The organism is Rahnella sp. BCC 1045 (assembly GCF_019049615.1).
GTDB lineage: Bacteria > Pseudomonadota > Gammaproteobacteria > Enterobacterales > Enterobacteriaceae > Rahnella > Rahnella contaminans.
In genome coordinates this window covers 1-19,993 of the sequence record NZ_JAFMOZ010000077.1, presented here as the reverse complement: position 1 = coordinate 19,993, position 19,993 = coordinate 1, and the positions used below count along the sequence as shown (strand labels likewise).

Genomic DNA, 19,993 nt, shown 5'->3' with positions numbered 1-19,993 from the left:
CCTGGCGGCAACAGCGCGGTGGTCCCACCTGACCCCATGCCGAACTCAGAAGTGAAACGCCGTAGCGCCGATGGTAGTGTGGGGTCTCCCCATGCGAGAGTAGGGAACTGCCAGGCATCAAATAAGTGGAAAGCCCTGTACTGACGTACAGGGCTTTTTGCTATGGGAGATTTGGGTGAAGCATCGTGAATTTTGAAGGCAATATATCGCGTTCAGTCTCAACATATTCACGGTAAATGGTTGCTTATTAATAGTGCGTCAGATGATAAGCGCTGTATCCGACAGCCGCTCCTGCAATATCCCAGCTAAAGTCCTTCCAGCTCCAGCCACTTCCTCCCGCACGGCTATCATAAAGCTCTTTTGTCGCCCCAAGGCCGACTGAAAATAATAAGCCGAATGAACGACTGCGCGCTTCATTCCTGCCCTGATTATCTGCGTAGGCTGTGCCTGCTGCCGCTAATACCGCAGAGCCAACAAAATGCCCGGTTTTGTCCTTACCGGTCCATTGGTCATTGGCGAAATGGGTACAACCACAGCAATAAAATATAAGGCTGATGACGGAGAGTCTGAAGGAAGAAGGGAGTAATGGCGTCATAAAATGGAATTCCAGATATAAAAAAGCCCGATCAGGATGATCAGGCTTTCATTATAGCCAATTACAGAATTCGGCTGATTAATCTGTCGATTCGAATCCGCCGCAGACGGCGAATAAGTTTGCGTACTTTAACCGGATAATTAGGAATACTTTCCAGTTCCATATAATGAGAGACAACTTGCGTATGCTGACGGATCTGTTCCAGCTCTTTTTGACGCTCAACCGCCATCTCTTTAAGCGGATCGTGGATCAAAATGGCATTCTCCAGATCCAAACGCCAGGCGCGTGGGTTGAGGTTATTACCGGTGATCAGCTGCCAGCGGTCATCCACCCACATACCTTTCAGATGGTAACTATTGTCCCCATCTTTCCATAACCGGACAATTAATTGCCCGCTGTCGACAAAGCGTTGCAAACGGCTCAGGAAGCGGCGCAGATTGATTTCATACAAATAAGGCAAGGCGCCGATGATTTTAAAAGGCTGATCTTGCGGAATATAGAAATCGTTAGCGGTTTTATCACCCACAATAATTTCAACCTGTTTACCCCGGCGCAGCAAATGAATGATATTGCGCGCCAGCATTGCAGGCATATTGAAATAAGGAGTACACAGCGTCAGCTTATGATCGGTGCTGGCCATTAAATGGTGAATCGTACGATTCAATTCATTCTGCTTGCCCAGGCCTACAATTGGCGTGACCGCCAGTTCATCATTACCGGCGCTGTCTTTGAAATGATAACCACTGGTGCGCAGGGTTTGCCGAAACTGACGCGTTTCGTTTTTAATCTCAATACTTTTCGGGCGATCTTCACGATCGAGACGCTGAACCGCTGCGGCAGTGAGGATCGATTTCTTTATAAAGTCGATCATCGTGTTAGCCAGCGTAGTATTTGTCAGCAACTGATAACGGTCATAACGATATTTTTCATGACGATGCAGATACACATCATTAAGACTTGCGCCGCTGTAAATGACCTGATCGTCGATAACAAAGCCTTTGAGGTGCAAAACGCCCAGGGCTTCACGGGTATTCACAGGTACGCCATAGACCGGTACGGAAAGCTCAGGATGCTCTTTCGCCATACGACAATACCAGTCAGCATTGGTATTGGCCGCAGCTGCGCCGATACGCCCACGCTGAGCGCGGTGCCAGTCAACCAGCACGCAAATCTCCAGTTCAGGACGCCGCTGCTTGGCATCATACAGCGCCGACAACACATCGCGACCACCATCATCGTTCTCTAAATAGAGAGCAACCAGATAAATCCGTTGGGTGGCGTTGGCAATGGCTTCAAGCAGTGCCTTACGGAAATCGGTAGGGCAGTAGAGCGTTTTTACAGCACCAACTGTTTGGGGGAGTTTTGGCAGTTGAGCAAGGTGTTGTTGATGTTTATTACGTTTGAATTTTGACAACATCACAGTGCGCTTCTTCTCTCTTCAGGTAATGATTTTAGCGGCACAGACAAACTGTGGTGACCGCACAATCGGTCGATAATACCATTAGTCCTGCCGCATGTGCGCATCTTTTGCCTGTTCATCGCTCAGGCTCACGGTTTTCTGCTGTGAATTTCGGCGCATTTCCAGTGCCAGAGACAGATTAACAATACTGTCCTGAATCTGAATATCGACGTCAAATCCCAGTTTTTTAGCCAGTGTAATCATGCCGCGGTTATTCGGCATCGTGATGCCTGTAAGACGTTGCAGGCCGTGCTCTGCGGCGTAATCAATCATCTTATCCAGCAGACGTCGCCCGAGCCCCAGACCTTTCAAATCAGATCGTACCAGTACGGAGAATTCGGCATCGATATTGTCGGGATCCGAAACGGTTCGCGTGACCCCAATAATTTCACTTTCTTCATTTTCTGTACGCACGGCGACAAAAGCCATCTCACGGTCATAATCAATCTGCGTCATGTTCGCTAAATCTTCATGAGTGAACTCATTAATCTCACTGAAATAGCGGTAATACAGGTCTTCTTTAGTGACCTTCAGGATGAAAGCTTTCAGCAGCGGCTCATCTTCCGGAAGAATCGGGCGGAACAGTGCAGGCAGTCCATTCTTCAGTATAACGTGCTCTTCGAGTTCACGCGGATAAGGACGGATTGCCAGTCGTGATGGTGCCCCGGCAGAATGTGCAGAAAGCTGCATGGAAACATCAAGCAGGCTGAGTTCATTACCGGACACCAGCAAAGGATGAATATCCAGCCGTTCGATTTCCGGACAATCAATAATCAGGTTAGACACGTTAACCAGAAGCTGACTCAGGGCGGGAATATCGAGAGGATGTAACGCATTGCGACCGCGTATTTTACCGCTCTTCAATGCCTGCACGACCTGGTAGCGCGCCAGCGTCATGTTCAGGGGCGGAAGCGAAACGGCTGCCTGCCTTTCCGGACGCCAGTCAGTTCCGCCTTCGGCCAGCATAATCAGCGGGCCGAAGACCGGATCCTGCTCTACGACTACCCGTAATTCCTGAGAGCCCGGGCGGTTAGCCATCGTCTGTACCAGCAGACCCAGAATTCGCGCCTGCGGAAATGCCTCTCTGGCGCGGTCAAATATCGCATTCGCCGCCTGTTCCACTTCGCTGGCGGTGCGCAGATATAACATGACGCCCTGAACTTCAGAGTTATGCGGAATGTCCGGCGAACGCAGTTTCAGCGCAACGGGATAACCAATCTGGCTGGCAATATTTACGGCTTCAGCGCTGTCACTGGCGATCCACGTCGGCAGCACATTCATTCCGTACGCCTGCAAAATCGCGCGGACTTCATGTGTATCAAGCTGCGTGGTGCCTTCTGCCAGCGTTTGTGCAATCAGTTTGTGAGCCTGATCGGTATTTTGTTCAAGGTCTGCTGGCAGCGCAGGCGTTTCTTTCAGCTGTTTCTGATTCCGGCGATATTCAACCATATGCATAAACGCCGTTACCGCGCCTTCCGGGGTGCGGTAAGTCGGGATCCCGGCGGTACTGAACAGCTTGCGCGCTTCCTGTGAGGAGAATTCCCCGCACCAGTTTGTCAGCAGCGTGATGTATTTTCCGCGTGGATGTTTTCGAACGACATCTATCACCCCGCTTGCTGTCACTGTGCCGTGCGCTGCGGCACTCGGGGCGTGTATCACCAGCAGGGCGTCGTAATCTGTACTGTCGAGCAGCGCCATTATCACCGACTGATATAGCTGAGGCGTGGCGTCATCATGCAAATCCAGCGGATTAGAGGCGGTAATGTTCTTCGGCAGAATGCCAGTCAGCGCTTTGCTCGTTTCATTCCCCAGCTTTGCCAGTTTGCCGTTACGCAACAGCAGCTGATCTAACGCCATCGCCGCCGGTGCAGCGCCGTTACTGATAATGAGTAAGCGCTCACCGCGCAACGGGCGCATATGGCTCAGGGTTTCGACGGCCGAAAACAGTTCATGCGTATCTTGTACGCGCAGCAAACCCGCACGCTGGATGGCGGCATCGTAGGCTGCATCGAGGCTGAGCGGGCTGTTCAGTAGCTGCTGAGCCTGTCCGCTGCGGCCACTTTTGATGACCAGAATAGGCTTGTTGCGTGATGCGCTGCGCGAAGCAGAAAGAAAACGCCGGGCATCGCTGATGTGCTCCAGATAAAGAAGGATGGCGCTGGTTTTTGTATCGCGGGCGAGAAAATCAAGCAGATCATCAACGTCGATATCCAGGCTGTCTCCCAGTGAGACAAAATACGAAAATCCGACGGCACGCTGCTGCGCCCAGTCAAGAATGGTATTAGCCACGGCGGCCGATTGTGAAATAAACGCAAGTTTGCCCGGCAGGATCGGCACCGGAGAAAAACTGGCATTCAGCTTTTGCCAGGGAGCGAGAATGCCGAGACTGTTTGGCCCAAGCAGCCGCATTGAAAAACGCTGGGCGCAGGCTTTCAGTTCCGCGAACTGATCGGGTTGAGAGGAAAGCACGATGACAGTTTTGCAGCCACGCTCGCCGAGCTGTTCCAGCAGCGCCATATTACGGTCTGCGTGCGTGCAGAGAATGGCGAGATCAGGCGACATCGGCAGACTGGCGACATCCTGCCAGGTCAGAACGCCACAGACTGCGCGATAAGCCGGAGTGACCGGCAAAACAGGGCCGTTGAAGCCGCTGTCGAGCAGATTGCGCATCATCAGATAGCCGGCGCGCCCCGGTTTATTACTGGCGCCGACGACGGCAATCGACTCAGGTCGTAATAGTGCTTCTAGTCCGCGCTGGCTCATCGTCTCTCCGATTCATCATGTTCCCATGATTCTAGAGGCTTTCTTCGTTCTTTGCTGTGAGCTGATGCACCGGATGATGGGGTTTTCCTGCCAGATATTGCGTGCGGAAATGCGTAAAATGTCGTGATAAACCCGCCGACGCCTGTGTATCGCCGGCTTTTTCGAGCAACGCGGCGGCCACTTCAACGGTGCAATGCAATTCCGGACGCGAGGCTTCACGCAGGATATAGCCGGAGCTGGCGCTTACATCCAGAGAGAATACCGGCAGATTATCCAGATACGGACTTTTGCGGAACATCTTGCGTGCTTCATTCCAGGTGCCGTCCAGCATGATAAACAGCGGCGGTTTACTGCCCTCGGGGACTTCGGTAAAGACCTGACGCGGCGGCGTTGCGAAAGACGCCGGAAAAACTACATAAGGCTGGCGCGACGGGTCAGAAATGGCATCCAGCAACGCCGGATCGGTTTCCGTACGCGACCACAGAAATGCCAGCGTATCCGGCAAAACATCCGCAATCAGGCGACCGGTATTGCTGGGCTTCATCGGCTCGGTGTCAAACATCACCAGACAGAAACGGCTGTTCGCCTGATGGATCTCACGCGTGGCGCAGATGCAATGACGTAGAGGTAACAGGCATGCCTGGCAACGAATGGCACGGGATCCCCGGGCCAGAAAAGGGCGGGTCGATCGGGCTAAACGCTGCTCACGCAGGCGAAGGACGGCGTTGTCTGACATAAGCATTCCGGTATTCGAAAAGCGGCTATTTTAATCACCCGCCGTTCGCTGGCAAGCAGCATCTGCTGAACGTACAAAAAGGCCCGCGCTGAGGCGGGCCATCGGCAGGGCTTTATAACGGCTTATGCGTTACAATGATTCATTAAGCCAGGTGTTGAAAGGCGCTTTAGGCATTGCGCCGCTCAACATATCGACCATTTTGCCTTCATTAAACACCATAATGGTCGGAATACTGCGAATACGGAACCGCGCGCTCAGTTCAGGTTCTGCTTCGGTATTAACCTTAATGAAACGGATTTTACCGGCACGTTCCTGCGCAACATCTTCAAAAATAGGCGCGAAGTTCACGCACGGGCCACACCACGGTGCCCAGAAATCGATGACAACCGGCAGGTCGTCCTGCAGATATTTGTCCAGCGTGGCGGCAGTGGCGTGAACTACATCGCCTTCAAAAAGTGCATGACCGCAGCGGCCGCATTTCGCGCCGTCGTCGATACGATCCTCAGGCAGGCGGTTGGTGGCCTGACATGATGAACAAACCGTATTCATAAATAGCCTCTACATTGCTTAACGTGAGAAGGGTATCAACCAGAAACCCGCTTTTACCTTTAAAAATGGTTAATAAAGCGGCTGATATGTTACTTGTATGTTGTAAGTATGGGGGCGCCACGTCACGGAAACAACGCGGTTTATTCAATGAATACGATAGTTTTTAGCTTTTGGTCGAAAGCCTGTGGCTTAGCTCACAGACATCAGGTAATCTTCGCGCCCTGCGCGTAGGTGGAGAGAAAAATGAACGATTCATTCAGTGGCAAGAACGGCAAAGTCAAAGTGATGTACGTCCGTAGTGACGACGACGGCGATAACCGCAACAACGATAAACGTCCTTCCAACAATAAAGGACGTCCGGGCGATAAACCTCGCCAGGGTTCCCGTCCTGACGATGCCCGCCGCAATGAGCGTCGTAGCAGCGATTCCCGTGGAGATTCACGCGGCCCTGCACCTCGTCGTGGTGATGATCGCCCGCGTCGTCCGGCACGTGAAGACGACGGTCCGTACTCCTCACCATGGAAAACCGTTTCCCGTGCACCGGCGGATGAATCCGTACCGGATCACGGTGGTATCAGCGGTAAAAGTTTCATCGACCCTGAACAGCTGCGTCGTCAGCGTCAGGAAGAAACCCGCGTTTACGGCGAGAATGCCTGTCAGGCGCTGTTTGCCAGCCGTCCTGATGCGATTGTTCGCGCGTGGTTTGTGCAATCAGTCACGCCACGTTTCCGCGAGGCGCTGCGCTGGATGGCGGCAAACCGCAAAGCGTATCACGTGGTTGAAGACGAAGAGCTGGTGAAAGCTTCCGGCACCGAGCACCATGGTGGCGTGTGTTTCCTGATTAAAAAACGTCAGGGTCTGGATGCAGAAACCTATCTGCAATCTGCTCCTGCGAAAGACTGTGTGCTGGCGCTGGAAAACGTCGGTAACCCGCACAACCTCGGCGGTATCATGCGTTCATGTGCGCATTTTGGTATCAACGGGATGATGGTTCAGGATCCGGCTCAGCTGGAATCCGGTGCAGCCGTGCGTACCGCTGAAGGCGGCGCAGAACACGTTAAAGCTATCAGTGCGGATAACTTCCTTGATGTGCTGGCGACCTTCCGTAAAGCCGGTTACACCATCGTGACCACGTCCAGCCACAAAGGGACGGCGCTCGGTAAAGCTGAGCTGCCTGCCAAAATGGTGCTGGTGCTGGGTGAAGAAAGCGACGGCCTGTCCGACAGCGCATGGCAGCAGGGCGACCTGAGCGTGTCTATCGGCGGTACGGGCAAAGTGGAAAGCCTGAACGTTTCCGTTGCGACCGGTATTTTGCTGGCTGAATGGTGGCGTCAGAATCAGGCGTAAATCCTGATTTTCACCCATAAAAAACGGACGCCCTGAGCGTCCGTTTTGCTTTCTGATGTTTACTGATTCGTGTTTACTGATGACATGAAATCAGTGCGCACCACCGCCGCCACCGCCACTGCTGAATGGCGGACGGGCGAACCAGATTAAGATCAGCAGAACCAGGAATGCCCCGCCGGATAACCAGAAAATCTCGTTAGCAGAGATGATAAGCCCCTGATTCGTAATTTCCCGCGCTATCCAGCCGGAAGCCTGCTGATGGCTCATGCCAATCCCTTCCAGCTGCTGATAAGTCTGCGTCGCCGCCGGGTTGTACGGTGTGATGTTTTCGGTCAGCTGCGCATGGTGCAGCGATTCCCGGTTTGACCACATCGTCGTGGTGATTGACGTCCCGATAGACCCCGCCAGCGTACGAATAAAGTTCGACAAACTGGAGGCTGCCGCCATACGTTCCGGCGGTAATCCCGACAAAATAATGGTGGTCAGCGGCATGAAGAAGCAGCCTACCGCAAAGCCCTGAATAAACTGCGGCCATGCAGAAGCACCAAAATCCATCCCCGGTTCAAAGGTATACGCACGCCAGAAGAAGCAGTAGGCGTACATAATAAAGCTGAACGTCACCAGTTTTCGCATATCCAGACGGTGTGCGAAGCGGCCAATAATCGGCGACATCAGCACCGGCAGAATACCCACCGGCGCGGACGCCAGACCCGCCCAGGTGGCGGTATAACCATAGACCTCCTGCAACAGTTGCGGCAGCAAAACAATCGCGCCGAAGTAGAGCATGTAGGCCAGGCTGATACACAGTACGCCGATGGTGAAGTTTCGGGATTTAAACAGTGACAGATCAACTATCGGGTGGTCATCGGTCAGCTCCCAGACAACCAGGAAGCACAATGCGATCACCGCCACGACCGCCAGTACAATAATTTCCGTCGAGTTAAACCAGTCCAGCTCCTTGCCCCGGTCGAGCATCACCTGCAATGCGCCAATGCCCAGCACCAGTAACACCAACCCGACGCTGTCGATCGGGCGGATCTGCGTGGCGGTTTCGCGGCCTTTCAGGGTTCTCAGCGTCAGCACAACGACCACGATGGCGATCGGTACGTTGATGAAGAAGATCCATCCCCAGTGGAAATTATCACTGATATAACCGCCGAGGATCGGCCCGCAAATCGGGGCGACGATCACCGTCATCGACCAGAGCGCGAGCGCGGTACTTCGCTTGGCCGGCGGATAATTATTCAGTAGCAAACTTTGTGATAACGGGATCAGCGGACCTGCTACCACGCCTTGCAGCACACGGAAGAAGATCAGCATTTCCAGGCTGTTGGACATCCCGCAAAGCCAGGACGCAAGCGCAAACAGTATCGTGGACCACAGGAACAGTTTGACCTCACCGATGCGCTTTGCCAGCCAGCCGGTGATGGGGATCGAGATGGCGTTTGCCACCCCGAACGACGTAATCACCCAGGTGCCCTGTGAGTTCGAGGCACCCAGATTCCCGGCGATGGTCGGGATCGCCACGTTGGCGATCGTCGAGTCCAGCACCTGCATAAAGGTGGCCAAAGACAAAGCCACCGTCATCCAGGCCAGCGGGGCGCCTACCAGCGGTTTATTTGCCACAGAGGCCTCCGGAGGTTTTAGCCCGCATTTGCGTGAATAACATCAGCAATGATGGCATTAGCCGGGGCCAGATCCAGTGTCAGAGCCGAAGTCTGGTACAGCGGTTCGGAACGCACGGTATCAGCCAGCACCAGGCCATCACGGTTTTGAGTATCAACCGTCACCAGCGTGGACAAACCAATGCGCAGCGGATGTTCCGCCACTTCCTGATCGTTAAGCTCAATACGCACCGGCAGGCGCTGAACCACTTTGATCCAGTTGCCGGTCGCATTTTGTGCAGGAAGCAGCGAGAACGCGCCGCCGGTGCCCATATCCATACCGACCACTTTGCCGTGATATTTCACGTCATCGCCGTACATATCGCTGACGACGGTGGCGACCTGACCAATACGCATATTCGCCAGCTGAGTTTCTTTAAAGTTGGCATCAACCCAGATGTGATGAGCAGGAACAACGGCCATCAGAGACGTGGTCGGGCTGATTTGCTGTCCGATCTGAACCGCGCGACGGGAAACAAAACCGTCAATCGGGCTGCGCACTTTGGTTCGTTGCAGGGCAAGCCATGCGTCACGTACCTGTGCCGCGGCCTGCATCACCTGCGGTTGTTTATCGACCGGCGTATCCAGAATCATCGCCTGATTCGCGTTGTATTGCTGTACGGCGACATCATATTGCGCTTTCGCGGTATCCACGGCGTCACGGGCGTGTTGCAGTTCTTCACGGCCAATCGCGTCAACGTTGCCCAGCACGATACGGCGTTTCAGGTCAGACTGCGTCTGTTGTAGTTGTGTCGCACGCAGTGCGATATTTGCCTGATACTGTTTGCCGTTGATGATCAGCTGATGCGTCTGGCGGACGCTGTTAGCCAGCGCCGTTTTAGAACGTTCAAACGCCTGTTCCGCATCGGTCGGATCAATAGTCACCAGCACATCGCCTTTTTTGACAAAGTCGGTGCTGTCGAAATTGACGTCAGTCACGCTGCCTGACACCTGCGCCATAATCTGAACCTGATTACCGGCAACATACGCATCATCGGTAGACTGGAAATGACGTAACACCAGCAGCCAGTAGAACAGGTAGGCGATGGCGATAAGAATGAAAATCCCGGTTAACAAGAGCATCGCGACTTTGCGCGTTTTCTTCTTATTTTTCGGAGCTTGCGGCGTTGCCTGAGTTTCGGCATTTGCGCTCATGGTTTTCTCCACACTGAGTCTTTTATTATGATTTTTGGTTCGCAGCCGGGGCCTGATAGCCACCCCCGAGCGCACGAATGAGACTGATTTTTGCCTGCATCAGCTGACTGCTGGCGGTAAGTTGCGCCTGTTGCTGTTGCAGGAGCGCTGACTGGCTGCTTAACAGCTCATCCCGTCCGATGACGCCAGCGTTGTATCTTGCATCCGAAACGCGATACACCTCTTCCAGCGATTTAGCGGCAGAAGAAGCCTGCTGCAATTGTTCAACGCCGCTTTTCGAGAGGGTAATGGCATCCGCAGTTTGCTGGATGGCGTTCAGGATGGTCTGGTTATATGACTCAACGGACTGATCATATAACGCGGACTCTTCGCCCAGTTTGGAACGCAGTGCGCCTGCGTGGAATATCGGCAGCGAAATCGCTGGCGTGATATTCCAGGCCTTGCTGGCTGCTTCCAGAAGATTCGGGCTGGTGCCGCCGTAGTTGGTGGTCGTCAGACCGCCAAAGGCGCTGATGGAAAGGCTTGGGTAGAACTCTTTTTTGGCCGCACTGACGCGTTGGGAATAAGATTCCACCAGATCACGCTGTGCAGTAATGTCCGGGCGTTTACCCAGCAAATCCAGCGTCAGCTCGCCTTTCGGTGCCAGCGCTTCAGCCGGTGGCAATGCCACGGCGTGAAGTCCGTTCATCGCATCAGGCCCCTGACCCGCCAGCGCGGAAAGCTGATGTCTCAGCTGTTCGGTCTGGGCTTTCAGGTTGATGATTTGCTGTTTAGCACTGTCGGCCTGCGCCTGGGTTTGTTGCGGAATTTCAATGCCATAGACACCAGCCTGATACTGCGCTTTGCGCAAATCCGCCAGATGCTGGTTGTTATCCACTTCATGTTGCAGAACATCCTGCAAAGCCAGATTGGCCTGCAACTGATAATAGGCTGACGCCACCGAACTGGTCAGCGTCAGCGCGGCTTCTGCCTGCTCGGCGCGGGCGGAATCCACCTGTGCTTTCGCGGCATTCACCTGATTGCGGTATTTACCCCACCAGTCAAACTCATAGCTCAGATTCAGCCCGAGGCTGTTGCTGTTATCGTAGATTGGCGCTTCCGGATAGCTGGTCAGGAACGGCGGGATCGTGTTTTTAGCCACACGTTCACGTCGCATCGAACCATTCAAATCCAGATAGGGGCCATTGGCTGCATCTGCTTCGCCCATCACGCTCTGCGCTTCGCGCACACGAGCCGCGGCCTGACGCAATGACGGCGAGTTTTGCAACGTCGTGGTCATCAGGTTATCAAGCTGCGGATCATTAAGACTACGCCACCACTGTGGGCCGATGGTCAGAGAACTGACTTTTGCCTGCTGCAGATGAAGCTGTTGGGTATCCAGCAGCGACGACTGAGGAGCAATATTATTACTGGAGGCGCAGCCAGCCAAAATCAAAACGGCAAACAGCGGCGTAAGCCTCCAGCGAGCTTGGAGTGACATGTGTGGTTTACCTGAACAGAAATTTAGAATTGTTGTAGTGCTGTCGCATCCATCTGATCAAGGCGAGTTAACAGTTTGCGCGTCAGGGTTTCTAACTGCTTCTGCTCATCTGCGTCCAGGGTTGACCAGAGAAAATGCAGGCTCTTATGTTGAGGCGGCAGTAACTTCTGGATAAAAGCTTCACCATCGGCCGTCAGGTGCAAATGCAGACACCGACGGTCATTGTCGCTCTCACGACGTTCAATCCATCCGCGTTTTTCCAATTCATCCGCAATACGGGTGGCATTGGTGCGGGAAGAACCCAGCGCTGAGCTTAGCTCCGAAGGCTGAATACTGTGGCTTTCCTGCGCATCAAGTGTGATCAGAGCCATAAACAGCGTTTCGTTGATGCCTTGCGCTTTCAGCATCTTATTGCGGTTTTCCAGTAATTTACTTTGCATGTGCATACACAGGCGCGTCAGCAGGATTTCCTGATAAGGGAAATCTTTTTGCTTTTTAGCCCGGAAATTTAACATGTGTTCAATTGGCGCGAACGAACTGTCCATATGAGAAGCCTCATTAGTTACAGATGACATAGTAACGATGGTAATTAATAATATCAATGTCATGAATCACCAATTCTTTAGCAATTAGTGTGATTCATAACTCCAGTGAATTATTCGATGTTTAAAGTATTCGGCAGAGTTTGCTCTGCTGTTACTCTGCGGTAAAAAATGGTCTTCAGCCTGCGGCCATCAGCATCACCTTGAACACCAGCCCGTACACCAGAGCGCCGGACAGCGTGGCCATAATGATACTTTTGGTTCGCCAGAAAATGATCGCGAGCACCACAAAACCGGCCAGTGAAGGCAGCAGTTTTTGTTGATCACGAAGAATTTCCGGAGTGCTGGATACCACCAGTAATGCACAGATTGAGGCGATACCGATGCTGTCGAGCACGCGGGATAGCGGGCCGCTTTTCAGTGTCCCCGACTTCTGCCGCGCGCCCATGCGCAGTGGCAAATATCGGAAGAGGTAATTGACGGCGCCGACCAGCAGGCAAACCAGAATGACATTAGTGCTCATCCGGGGTGACCTCCGTGGTGCCCGCTGAGGCTGCGGGTTGCAGCAGGGCGGCCAGACATCCGGCGCCGAGGCCGCATCCGATAGCGGCAGGGATCGACCAGAACAACAGTCCGCCGAGCGCACCGGCCAGCGAGGCGACAAACACCATGCTTTGCTGGCGCTTAAAAGCGGCGAGCAGGAAACTCAGGAAAAGGGCGGGCAACATGAATCCGAGCGCAGCTTCAATGGCAGGGTAATTTTCCAGCGGACCATTGCCGAAAAGTGCGCCGACGGCGGTGCCGAAAACCCACGAGAGCCAGGAAGAAAGCGCGATGCCACACATCCAGTTCTCGCTCCAGCTGCGTTTATCACGGACGAGTTTGGCGGTGGCGGCGGCAAAGACTTCATCGGTCAGGCCAAACGCCCAGAGTGCGGTTTTTTTGCCGCTGAGTTTTCCTGCAATACGGTTACGCAGCGAAGGACCGTAGAGAACATGGCGAACGTCCATGGCCATCACGGTCAGAGCAGAAACCCAGAGAGACATCCCTGCGCTGAGCAGCGCGGTGATCACAAACTGACTGGCGCCAGCATAGATAAGTATGGAGAACAGCAGACTTTCAGCGGGCGTGAAACCGAGTTTGACGGCGCTGAGGCCGAACGCAAAAGCGATAGGAAGATAACCAATCACGATAGGAAGGCTATCGGTAATACCTTGTGCGAAAGTGGAAACGCGAACGGGGTCAGGCGCTTCGAGATCAGGGTTGCTGTGCATGGGTATTTAAAACATTGTGAAAACCGGGAGGATGCCGGCGAATAATTTATGGCGTAAACATTACCAGACTGTAAGTATTGTTAACACCCTTTGGTTCAAATAAATTTCTAATATGATTATTCGCAAGCTAATCAGGAGGGGTGATGATTCCCTCCTGATGTAATTTCGTACGTTATCAGGCCAGCTTGTGTTTATACCCTTTCAGCCAGACCAGTAAATTCAGTACGCACATGATGGTGCCTGCCACCGAGACCCCATACCAGCCCGCCGTTTGATAAGCCGAAGCCGACACCAGAGACCCTACCGCGCCGCCAATAAAGTACGTTGTCATGTAGCCTGCTGTCAGGCGGTTACGCGCTTCCGGCATCGATTTGTAAATCACACTTTGATTGGTGATGTGTACGCCCTGAACCGAAAGGTCCAAAACGATGATGCCGACGATCAGGGAGATCACCGAATGCTGACCGTAAGCAATCGCCGCCCAGGACAGTAAAAGCAGCACCAGCCCCGCCGTTGTTGTCAGATGCGCTTTGCCTTTGTCGGCCAGATGTCCGGCGCGTGTAGCCGCCAGTGCGCCCGCTGCGCCGACCAGACCAAACAAGCCAATCACCCCTTCGGAATAGTGATACGCAGGACCGGCCAGCAGGAACGCCATTGACGTCCACAGAATACTGAAGTTGGCAAAACAGAACATACCGATCAGCGCGCGGGTGCGTAAAACTGGCGTGTGGATAAACAGGGTGAAAATGGATTTAAGCAGTTGCGGATAATTAAGATCCGTATGTTGCTGATGTTTTGGCAGTTTTCGCCACAACACCAGTGCCATGATAATCATCAGCGCACTGGCAACCCAGTACACCGTCCGCCAGCCGCCGAGTGTCGCCAGTGCACCGGCAACCGTCCGGGCCAGCAGAATACCCAGCAACAGGCCGGACATAATCAGCCCGACCACTTTGCCGCGCCGTTCCGGTTCAGCCAGCGTCGCCGCCAGCGGCACCAGAATCTGCGCCACCACCGAGAACAGCCCGGTCAGCGCCGTCCCCACCAGCATGATAGTCAGCGTCGGTGCCATCGCGGTGATCAGCAATCCGGCGGCGGAAAGCAGTGTCATCAGCACGATTAACCCGCGACGTTCAAACATATCGCCGAGCGGCACGATAAACATCAGGCCGCAGGCGTAACCCAGCTGAGCGACGGTGACGATAAAACCGGCCTGATTAACGGAAAGGCTGAACGCACGCGCAATGGTTTCCAGCAGCGGCTGCGGGTAATAGTTACTGGCGACGGCGAGCCCGGTGGCGACTGCCATCAGAATAATCAGCGCGGGGCTGAGGGAGGAATGTGTGGTCGTTTTTTTCATAATGGGGATAACAGATCTTATTGAATAAGCAGGGGAATGCGAAAAACGATTATCGTTTGAGTTAAAATATTAAACCAATGAATAGTTTTCATGGCAACTATTGGGTTTTGCAATAGCGCTTATTTCAATACGCTCCCCAAAAAAAAACGGGCGGAGATTTCTCTCCGCCCGCGGGTTTTACTGAGTCTGTTCCTGCGTTACTTCGCGGCCGCAGCAGCTTCTTTCACCCAGCCATCGAACTCTTCCTGGTGGGCTTTAATCCAGCCGTCGGTCTGTGCATCGATATCAGCATCCGAGTTTTTACCGGCGTGCATCGCAGCATTCTGCGCATTGATGTCTTTCAGCGGTAATTTCATGATGGCAAACAGCTTCGCGGCGGCCGGGTTTTTCTCAGCCCAGGCTTTGTTTGCCACGATATGCATAGTGCTCACCGGGAAACCGTAGTTCTTGCCGTTTGGCAGTGTGGTATCGGCGTTTTTATCACCCGGCACGACGGAGAACGGCACCTGCATCCACAACACATCTTTGCCCGGGATCAGCACATTGCTGACCCAGTACGGCGTCCAGGTGTAATAGAAAATTGGTTTGCCTTCTTTGTATCGCGTAATGGTGTCGGCGATCATCGCGGAATAGTTACCCTGATTATGTGTCACGGTTTTTTCCAGACCGTACGCTTTCAGCTGTTCGTTCAGTGCGGCTTCACAGCCCCAGCCCGGCGTACAACCGGTCAGATCGGCTTTGCCGTCGCCGTTGGTATCAAACAGCTTGGCGAGTTTCGGATCTTTAAGCTGTTCGATGTTGGTAATGTGATACTGTTCGGCGGTTTTCTTATCGATAAGCCAGCCCTGCGCTGCGCCGGTCACATACGTCCCTTCACGATAGAAAACTTTATCGCCACCGGCGGCTTTGTACATTTCATCATGCAGCGGTGACCAGTTCACGGCGGTAAACGTGGCGTCACCGGCGGCAATGGTGGTGTAGCCGACGTTGTAATCCACTTCACGGGTCGGCTGAACGTCGTAGCCCAGTTTTTCCAGCGCCTTATTCACCAGTTCCGTCTGGAAGGTTTCTTCGCTGATGGTGCTTTGAATCGGTGTCACGCTGACGCCTTTACCCGGAAGATCGGCGGCGAACGTTGTGGCTGTGGCAAATGTGGTGAGGGCGGCAACCGCCCAGATTCCTGTCTTTTTCATAAATTCCTCTGAGATTTTCATCGGTTATTTCGTGGCGGCTGCGGCGGCCGCTTCTTTGATCCAGCCATCAAACGTGGCCTGATGTGCTTTGATCCAGCCGTCAACGTGCTGCTGGATATCATCAGAAGAGGATTCCCCTTCGTGCATCTTCAGGTTTTGCGCGTTCACATCCGCCAGCGGCAGTTTCATGATGGCGAACAGTTTCGCGGCGGCCGGGTTTTTCTCAGCCCAGGCTTTGTTCGCCACGATGTGCTCGTTGTTGACCGGGAAACCGTAGTTTTTGCCGTTCGGCAGCGTGGTATCCATGTCTTTCAGTGAGCCCGGATTGGCCGAGAACGGCACGGTCAGCCAGACCACGTCTTTGCCCGGTTTCATCTCGTTGCTCACCCAGTAAGGTGTCCAGGTGAAATACAGCACCGGTTTGCCGGATTTATAGCGGGTCAGCGTATCGGCAATAATCGCCGAATAGTTGCCTTCGTTCTGGGTAACGGTGTCGCTCAGGCCGTAGGCTTTAATCTGCGTATTGATGACGGAGCCGCATACCCAGCCCGGATTACAGCCGGCCATATCGGCTTTGCCGTCACCGTCGGCGTCAAACAGTTTGGCTATCTTCGGATCTTTCAGCTGCGACAAATCATGAATGTGATATTTGTCGGCTGTTTTCTTGTCGATCAGATAACCCTGCGCCGCGCCGCTGATATAGGTGCCCTGACGGTAAAATTTCTGATCGCCACCGGCGGCGTTGTACATGTCTTTTTGCAGCGGTTCCCAGTTCACCGCCATGTACGTCGAATCGCCGCTGGCGATGGCGGTGTACGCGACGTTGTAATCCACTTCACCGGTTTGCTGAACGTCGTAGCCCAGTTTTTGCAGGGCGCGGTTAACCAGTTCCGTCTGGAAAGTCTCTTCTGCGATGGTGCTTTGCAAAGGTTTCACGACCACGCCTTTGCCCGGTAAATCAGCGGCGAAAGCGGCGGGTGTCGCAATGGATAATGCGAGGATGAGTGCTTTTTTCTGAATTGTGCGCATGGTGAACCCTTATTCTTATTAAGTTTGTGGCTTATGAATACGTAAGAGTGGACTGCGTTGTTTTAGCTTTTGAGAGTTCCCGGCAGCGAACCGCCGGGAAAAGTGCAGTGTGTGAATCAGGCTTTTTTGACGAAAGGCTTCATCACCAGACCAACCGGTCCGCGGGTGAACCAGCGGTGGCCGCCTTTGCTGCGGCTGTCGCGGCCCATAGACTGTGTCAGGCGGTCGAGGATGATGGCGAGAATAACGATACCCGCACCACCGACCGACGCGAGGCCCATATCCAGACGGCCAATCCCGCGCAGTACCATCTGACCCAGCCCCCCGACGGCGATCATCGAGGCGATAACCACCATCGACAGCGCCAGCATCAGCGTCTGATTAATACCGGCCATGATGGTCGGCATCGCCAGCGGAAGCTGAACTTTAAACAACATCTGACTCGGGCTGGAACCGAAGGATTTCGCGGCTTCGATCAGATCTTCCGGTACCTGGTTGATCCCCAGAATCGTCAGACGCACGACCGGTGGCAGGGCGAAGATGATGGTGACCACGACGCCCGGCACGTTACCGATACCAAACAACATGACGATCGGCACCAGATACACGAACGCCGGTGTCGTCTGCATGGCATCGAGCAGAGGCCGGATAATTTTTGCCGCCCGCTGACTGCGCGCCAGCCATATCCCCATCGGCAAACCGATCAGAATACAGAAGAACAGCGAGGTCAGAACCAGCGCCAGCGTCACCATGGCCTGTGACCACGCGCCGATTGCGCCGATCAGAACCAGAGAAACCAGCGTAGCAGCACCCATGCCTAAACCCGCCATCTGCCAGGCGAGCAGGGCGAAAATCAGAATCGCAATGGGTGCTGGTAATGATTCCAGCCCGCTTTGAAAACCGCTCAGCACGAAATCGACCGGCACGCGGATCCCCTGGAATACCGGACGGAAGTTGCCAACCAGCCAGTCGATCCCGTTGGTTACCCAGTGGTCGAGCGGGATCAGCGTGCTGTGAAACGGATCCAGAATATTGAAATGCTGATGCTGTTCAGGTGCGACGCTCAGCCAGTCGTTGGCCTGTGCGGCGGCGTGGTGTGTGGTGTCAGGTGCGCTGGTTGCGGCATCGCTGCCACCGCCCCACGGATCGCCACCGGCATCGGCAGGTGCGGAACTGGCTGCTGCGTCAGGCTGCGGCGCAATGCCACCGCTGGCGTTATCGGCACTCCACGGATCAACGGATGCATCCAGTGGCTGAGTCTGAGCCGCCTGCGCGTGCTGAAAAACTGTATTGTTTATGGTTGAGTTGCTCATTCGTTACCCCCTTCTTTATCCAGAGCCTGAAGCAGCATGGCTTTGGAAATAATGCCGATATAGTTATTGTCCTCATTGATCACCGGTACTGCGCAAGGCGCGGCGGCCACATGAGAAATCAGTTCGCTGAGCGGCATATCTGCCTGCACCGGTGCCGGAGATTCCAGCAGGGCACTTTCCAGCGGCTGATTGGCTTTCAGCGCGGTTTTCAGGGATTCAATCGACACGACGCCGATGAATTTCTGTCCGCGCTCCAGCACATAACCATATTCGCGGTCTTCGTCTTCGAGCAGCTTGAGTGCGGCACGTGGACCAAAACCGGGGGTTTTACGAATAAGCGCGCCACGACGGCGGGCGATGTCTTTGGCACTGAAGACCTGACTGATATCGACGCCACGGAAGAAGGTGCGGACATAGTCATTGGCCGGATTATTGAGGATATCTTCCGGCGTACCGACCTGAACCACTTCGCCGCCCTGCATAATCGCAATGCGGTCGCCGATGCGCATGGCTTCGTCGAGGTCATGGGAAATAAACACGATGGTGCGCTGATGCTGCGCTTGCAGCTTCACCAGCTCATCCTGCATTTCGGTACGGATTAACGGATCGAGCGCCGAGAAGGCTTCATCCATCAGCAAAATGTCAGGGTTATTGGCCATCGCACGGGCTAAGCCGACACGCTGACGCATCCCCCCGGACAATTCATCCGGATAAGAATTAGCATAGTTTTCCAGCCCGACCTGACGCAGCGCATCCAGCGCTTTGGCATTTCGCTCTTCCACCGGCACACCGGCCAGCTCCATACCAAACGCCGTATTATTCAGCACGGTCAGGTGGGGCATCAGCGCAAATGACTGAAACACCATACTGATTTTACTGCGACGCACCTGGCGTAATTTTGATTCTGAGATTTTGGCGATGTCTTCGCCGTCAATCAGCACTTCGCCGCGGGTGGGCTCTATCAGACGATTGAGAAGGCGTACCATGGTGGATTTACCGGAACCGGATAACCCCATGATGACGAAAATCTCGCCTTCTTCAATGGCCAGACTGGCATCTTTAACGCCAAGTGACAGACCGGTTTTCTCGAAAATTTCTTCTTTACCCTTGCCAGCGTCAATCATCTTGAAAGCGCGTTCCGGGTTCTCGCCAAACACCTTATAAAGATTTTTTACTTCGATTTTAATTGCCATGCAATATGCATTCCTTGGATATAAATAGCCGTATCGGCTTGATGTCTAATTTTTCTGTTGAAACGTATAGTTTTTTGCCTGTTACAAAATAGTGAACGCTTTATACCCTAACACACCAAAATTCTGAGACAAGTCTCAATGTTTCTCATGAATATTCATGGTTGTGTTTCTGGTGGCGTATTTTTATGTATTGTGCGTGTCTAATTTACGTCAGCGCAGGTTGACATTTAATGACAATTTTAAGGGCGCTGTGTTTATTGTTGTATGCCTAATTATCTGATGCGTGCATTTTGCTTAATATATAATTAATTAATTGATTTTTAATGATTTATTGCGTGATT

The 19,993-nt window shown here is 53.5% G+C and carries 17 protein-coding genes and 1 rRNA gene; 2 read left to right on the top strand and 16 right to left on the bottom strand.

Annotated features, from left to right (window positions below; genetic code table 11):
* Nucleotides 1-116: ribosomal RNA gene (gene rrf / locus J1782_RS01525) — 5S ribosomal RNA — on the top strand.
* A gap of 131 nt (nt 117-247) precedes the next feature.
* Here rrf and J1782_RS01520 read toward each other — a convergent pair.
* From J1782_RS01520 to trxC, 5 genes are all read right to left on the bottom strand, one after another.
* Entirely contained in the window at nt 248-595 is a 348-nt protein-coding gene (locus J1782_RS01520) for a YfiM family lipoprotein (RefSeq protein WP_217152223.1), read from the bottom strand.
* A 61-nt stretch (nt 596-656) separates the two neighbouring features.
* On the bottom strand, nt 657-2,009 hold the full coding sequence (gene pssA / locus J1782_RS01515; RefSeq protein ID WP_371819711.1) for a CDP-diacylglycerol--serine O-phosphatidyltransferase: 1,353 nt from the start codon (nt 2,007-2,009) through the stop codon (nt 657-659).
* Between the two features lie 87 nt (nt 2,010-2,096).
* Nucleotides 2,097-4,817 (bottom strand): bifunctional acetate--CoA ligase family protein/GNAT family N-acetyltransferase, encoded by a 2,721-nt coding sequence (locus J1782_RS01510; RefSeq protein ID WP_217152222.1) that lies wholly within the window; start codon nt 4,815-4,817, stop codon nt 2,097-2,099.
* Between the two features lie 31 nt (nt 4,818-4,848).
* Nucleotides 4,849-5,553, bottom strand: coding sequence for a tRNA-uridine aminocarboxypropyltransferase (locus J1782_RS01505; protein WP_217152221.1), 705 nt, complete (start codon nt 5,551-5,553; stop codon nt 4,849-4,851).
* 129 nt (nt 5,554-5,682) lie between these two features.
* On the bottom strand, nt 5,683-6,102 hold the full coding sequence (trxC, locus tag J1782_RS01500) for a thioredoxin TrxC (protein ID WP_152324845.1): 420 nt from the start codon (nt 6,100-6,102) through the stop codon (nt 5,683-5,685).
* A gap of 243 nt (nt 6,103-6,345) precedes the next feature.
* On the opposite strand from trxC, the gene J1782_RS01495 reads away from it, so the two are divergent.
* The gene (locus J1782_RS01495) at nt 6,346-7,449 is read left to right on the top strand and encodes a tRNA/rRNA methyltransferase (protein WP_152324846.1); all 1,104 of its coding nucleotides are present in this window, start codon (nt 6,346-6,348) and stop codon (nt 7,447-7,449) included.
* 90 nt (nt 7,450-7,539) lie between these two features.
* On the opposite strand, the gene emrB is transcribed toward J1782_RS01495, so the two are convergent.
* From emrB to proV, 11 genes are all read right to left on the bottom strand, one after another.
* On the bottom strand, nt 7,540-9,075 hold the full coding sequence (gene emrB, locus J1782_RS01490; RefSeq protein ID WP_152324847.1) for a multidrug efflux MFS transporter permease subunit EmrB: 1,536 nt from the start codon (nt 9,073-9,075) through the stop codon (nt 7,540-7,542).
* A 17-nt stretch (nt 9,076-9,092) separates the two neighbouring features.
* Entirely contained in the window at nt 9,093-10,268 is a 1,176-nt protein-coding gene (gene emrA, locus J1782_RS01485; protein ID WP_217152220.1) for a multidrug efflux MFS transporter periplasmic adaptor subunit EmrA, read from the bottom strand.
* Between the two features lie 25 nt (nt 10,269-10,293).
* A complete protein-coding gene (locus J1782_RS01480) occupies nt 10,294-11,748 on the bottom strand; it encodes an efflux transporter outer membrane subunit (RefSeq protein WP_152324849.1) in 1,455 nt (484 codons plus the stop codon).
* Between the two features lie 23 nt (nt 11,749-11,771).
* The gene (mprA, locus tag J1782_RS01475; protein WP_152324850.1) at nt 11,772-12,293 is read right to left on the bottom strand and encodes a transcriptional repressor MprA; all 522 of its coding nucleotides are present in this window, start codon (nt 12,291-12,293) and stop codon (nt 11,772-11,774) included.
* A gap of 175 nt (nt 12,294-12,468) precedes the next feature.
* Nucleotides 12,469-12,813, bottom strand: coding sequence for an L-valine transporter subunit YgaH (ygaH, locus tag J1782_RS01470; protein WP_152324851.1), 345 nt, complete (start codon nt 12,811-12,813; stop codon nt 12,469-12,471).
* Complete coding sequence (locus tag J1782_RS01465; protein WP_217152219.1) at nt 12,803-13,564, bottom strand: AzlC family ABC transporter permease; 762 nt, start codon at nt 13,562-13,564, stop codon at nt 12,803-12,805. The genes ygaH and J1782_RS01465 overlap by 11 nt, the downstream gene beginning before the upstream one ends.
* Before the next feature lie 175 nt (nt 13,565-13,739).
* Entirely contained in the window at nt 13,740-14,924 is a 1,185-nt protein-coding gene (locus J1782_RS01460; protein ID WP_152324853.1) for an MFS transporter, read from the bottom strand.
* Nucleotides 14,925-15,121: 197 nt separating this feature from the next.
* Nucleotides 15,122-16,117, bottom strand: a complete 996-nt coding sequence (gene proX, locus J1782_RS01455; RefSeq protein ID WP_152324854.1) for a glycine betaine/L-proline ABC transporter substrate-binding protein ProX — start codon at nt 16,115-16,117, stop codon at nt 15,122-15,124.
* Between the two features lie 24 nt (nt 16,118-16,141).
* Complete coding sequence (proX, locus tag J1782_RS01450) at nt 16,142-17,146, bottom strand: glycine betaine/L-proline ABC transporter substrate-binding protein ProX (RefSeq protein WP_152324855.1); 1,005 nt, start codon at nt 17,144-17,146, stop codon at nt 16,142-16,144.
* Nucleotides 17,147-17,262: 116 nt separating this feature from the next.
* Nucleotides 17,263-18,459, bottom strand: a complete 1,197-nt coding sequence (gene proW, locus J1782_RS01445; RefSeq protein WP_217152218.1) for a glycine betaine/L-proline ABC transporter permease ProW — start codon at nt 18,457-18,459, stop codon at nt 17,263-17,265.
* Nucleotides 18,456-19,652, bottom strand: coding sequence for a glycine betaine/L-proline ABC transporter ATP-binding protein ProV (gene proV, locus J1782_RS01440; RefSeq protein WP_152324857.1), 1,197 nt, complete (start codon nt 19,650-19,652; stop codon nt 18,456-18,458). Before proV ends, proW begins: the two co-directional genes overlap by 4 nt.
* Nucleotides 19,653-19,993: the final 341 nt, after the last annotated feature.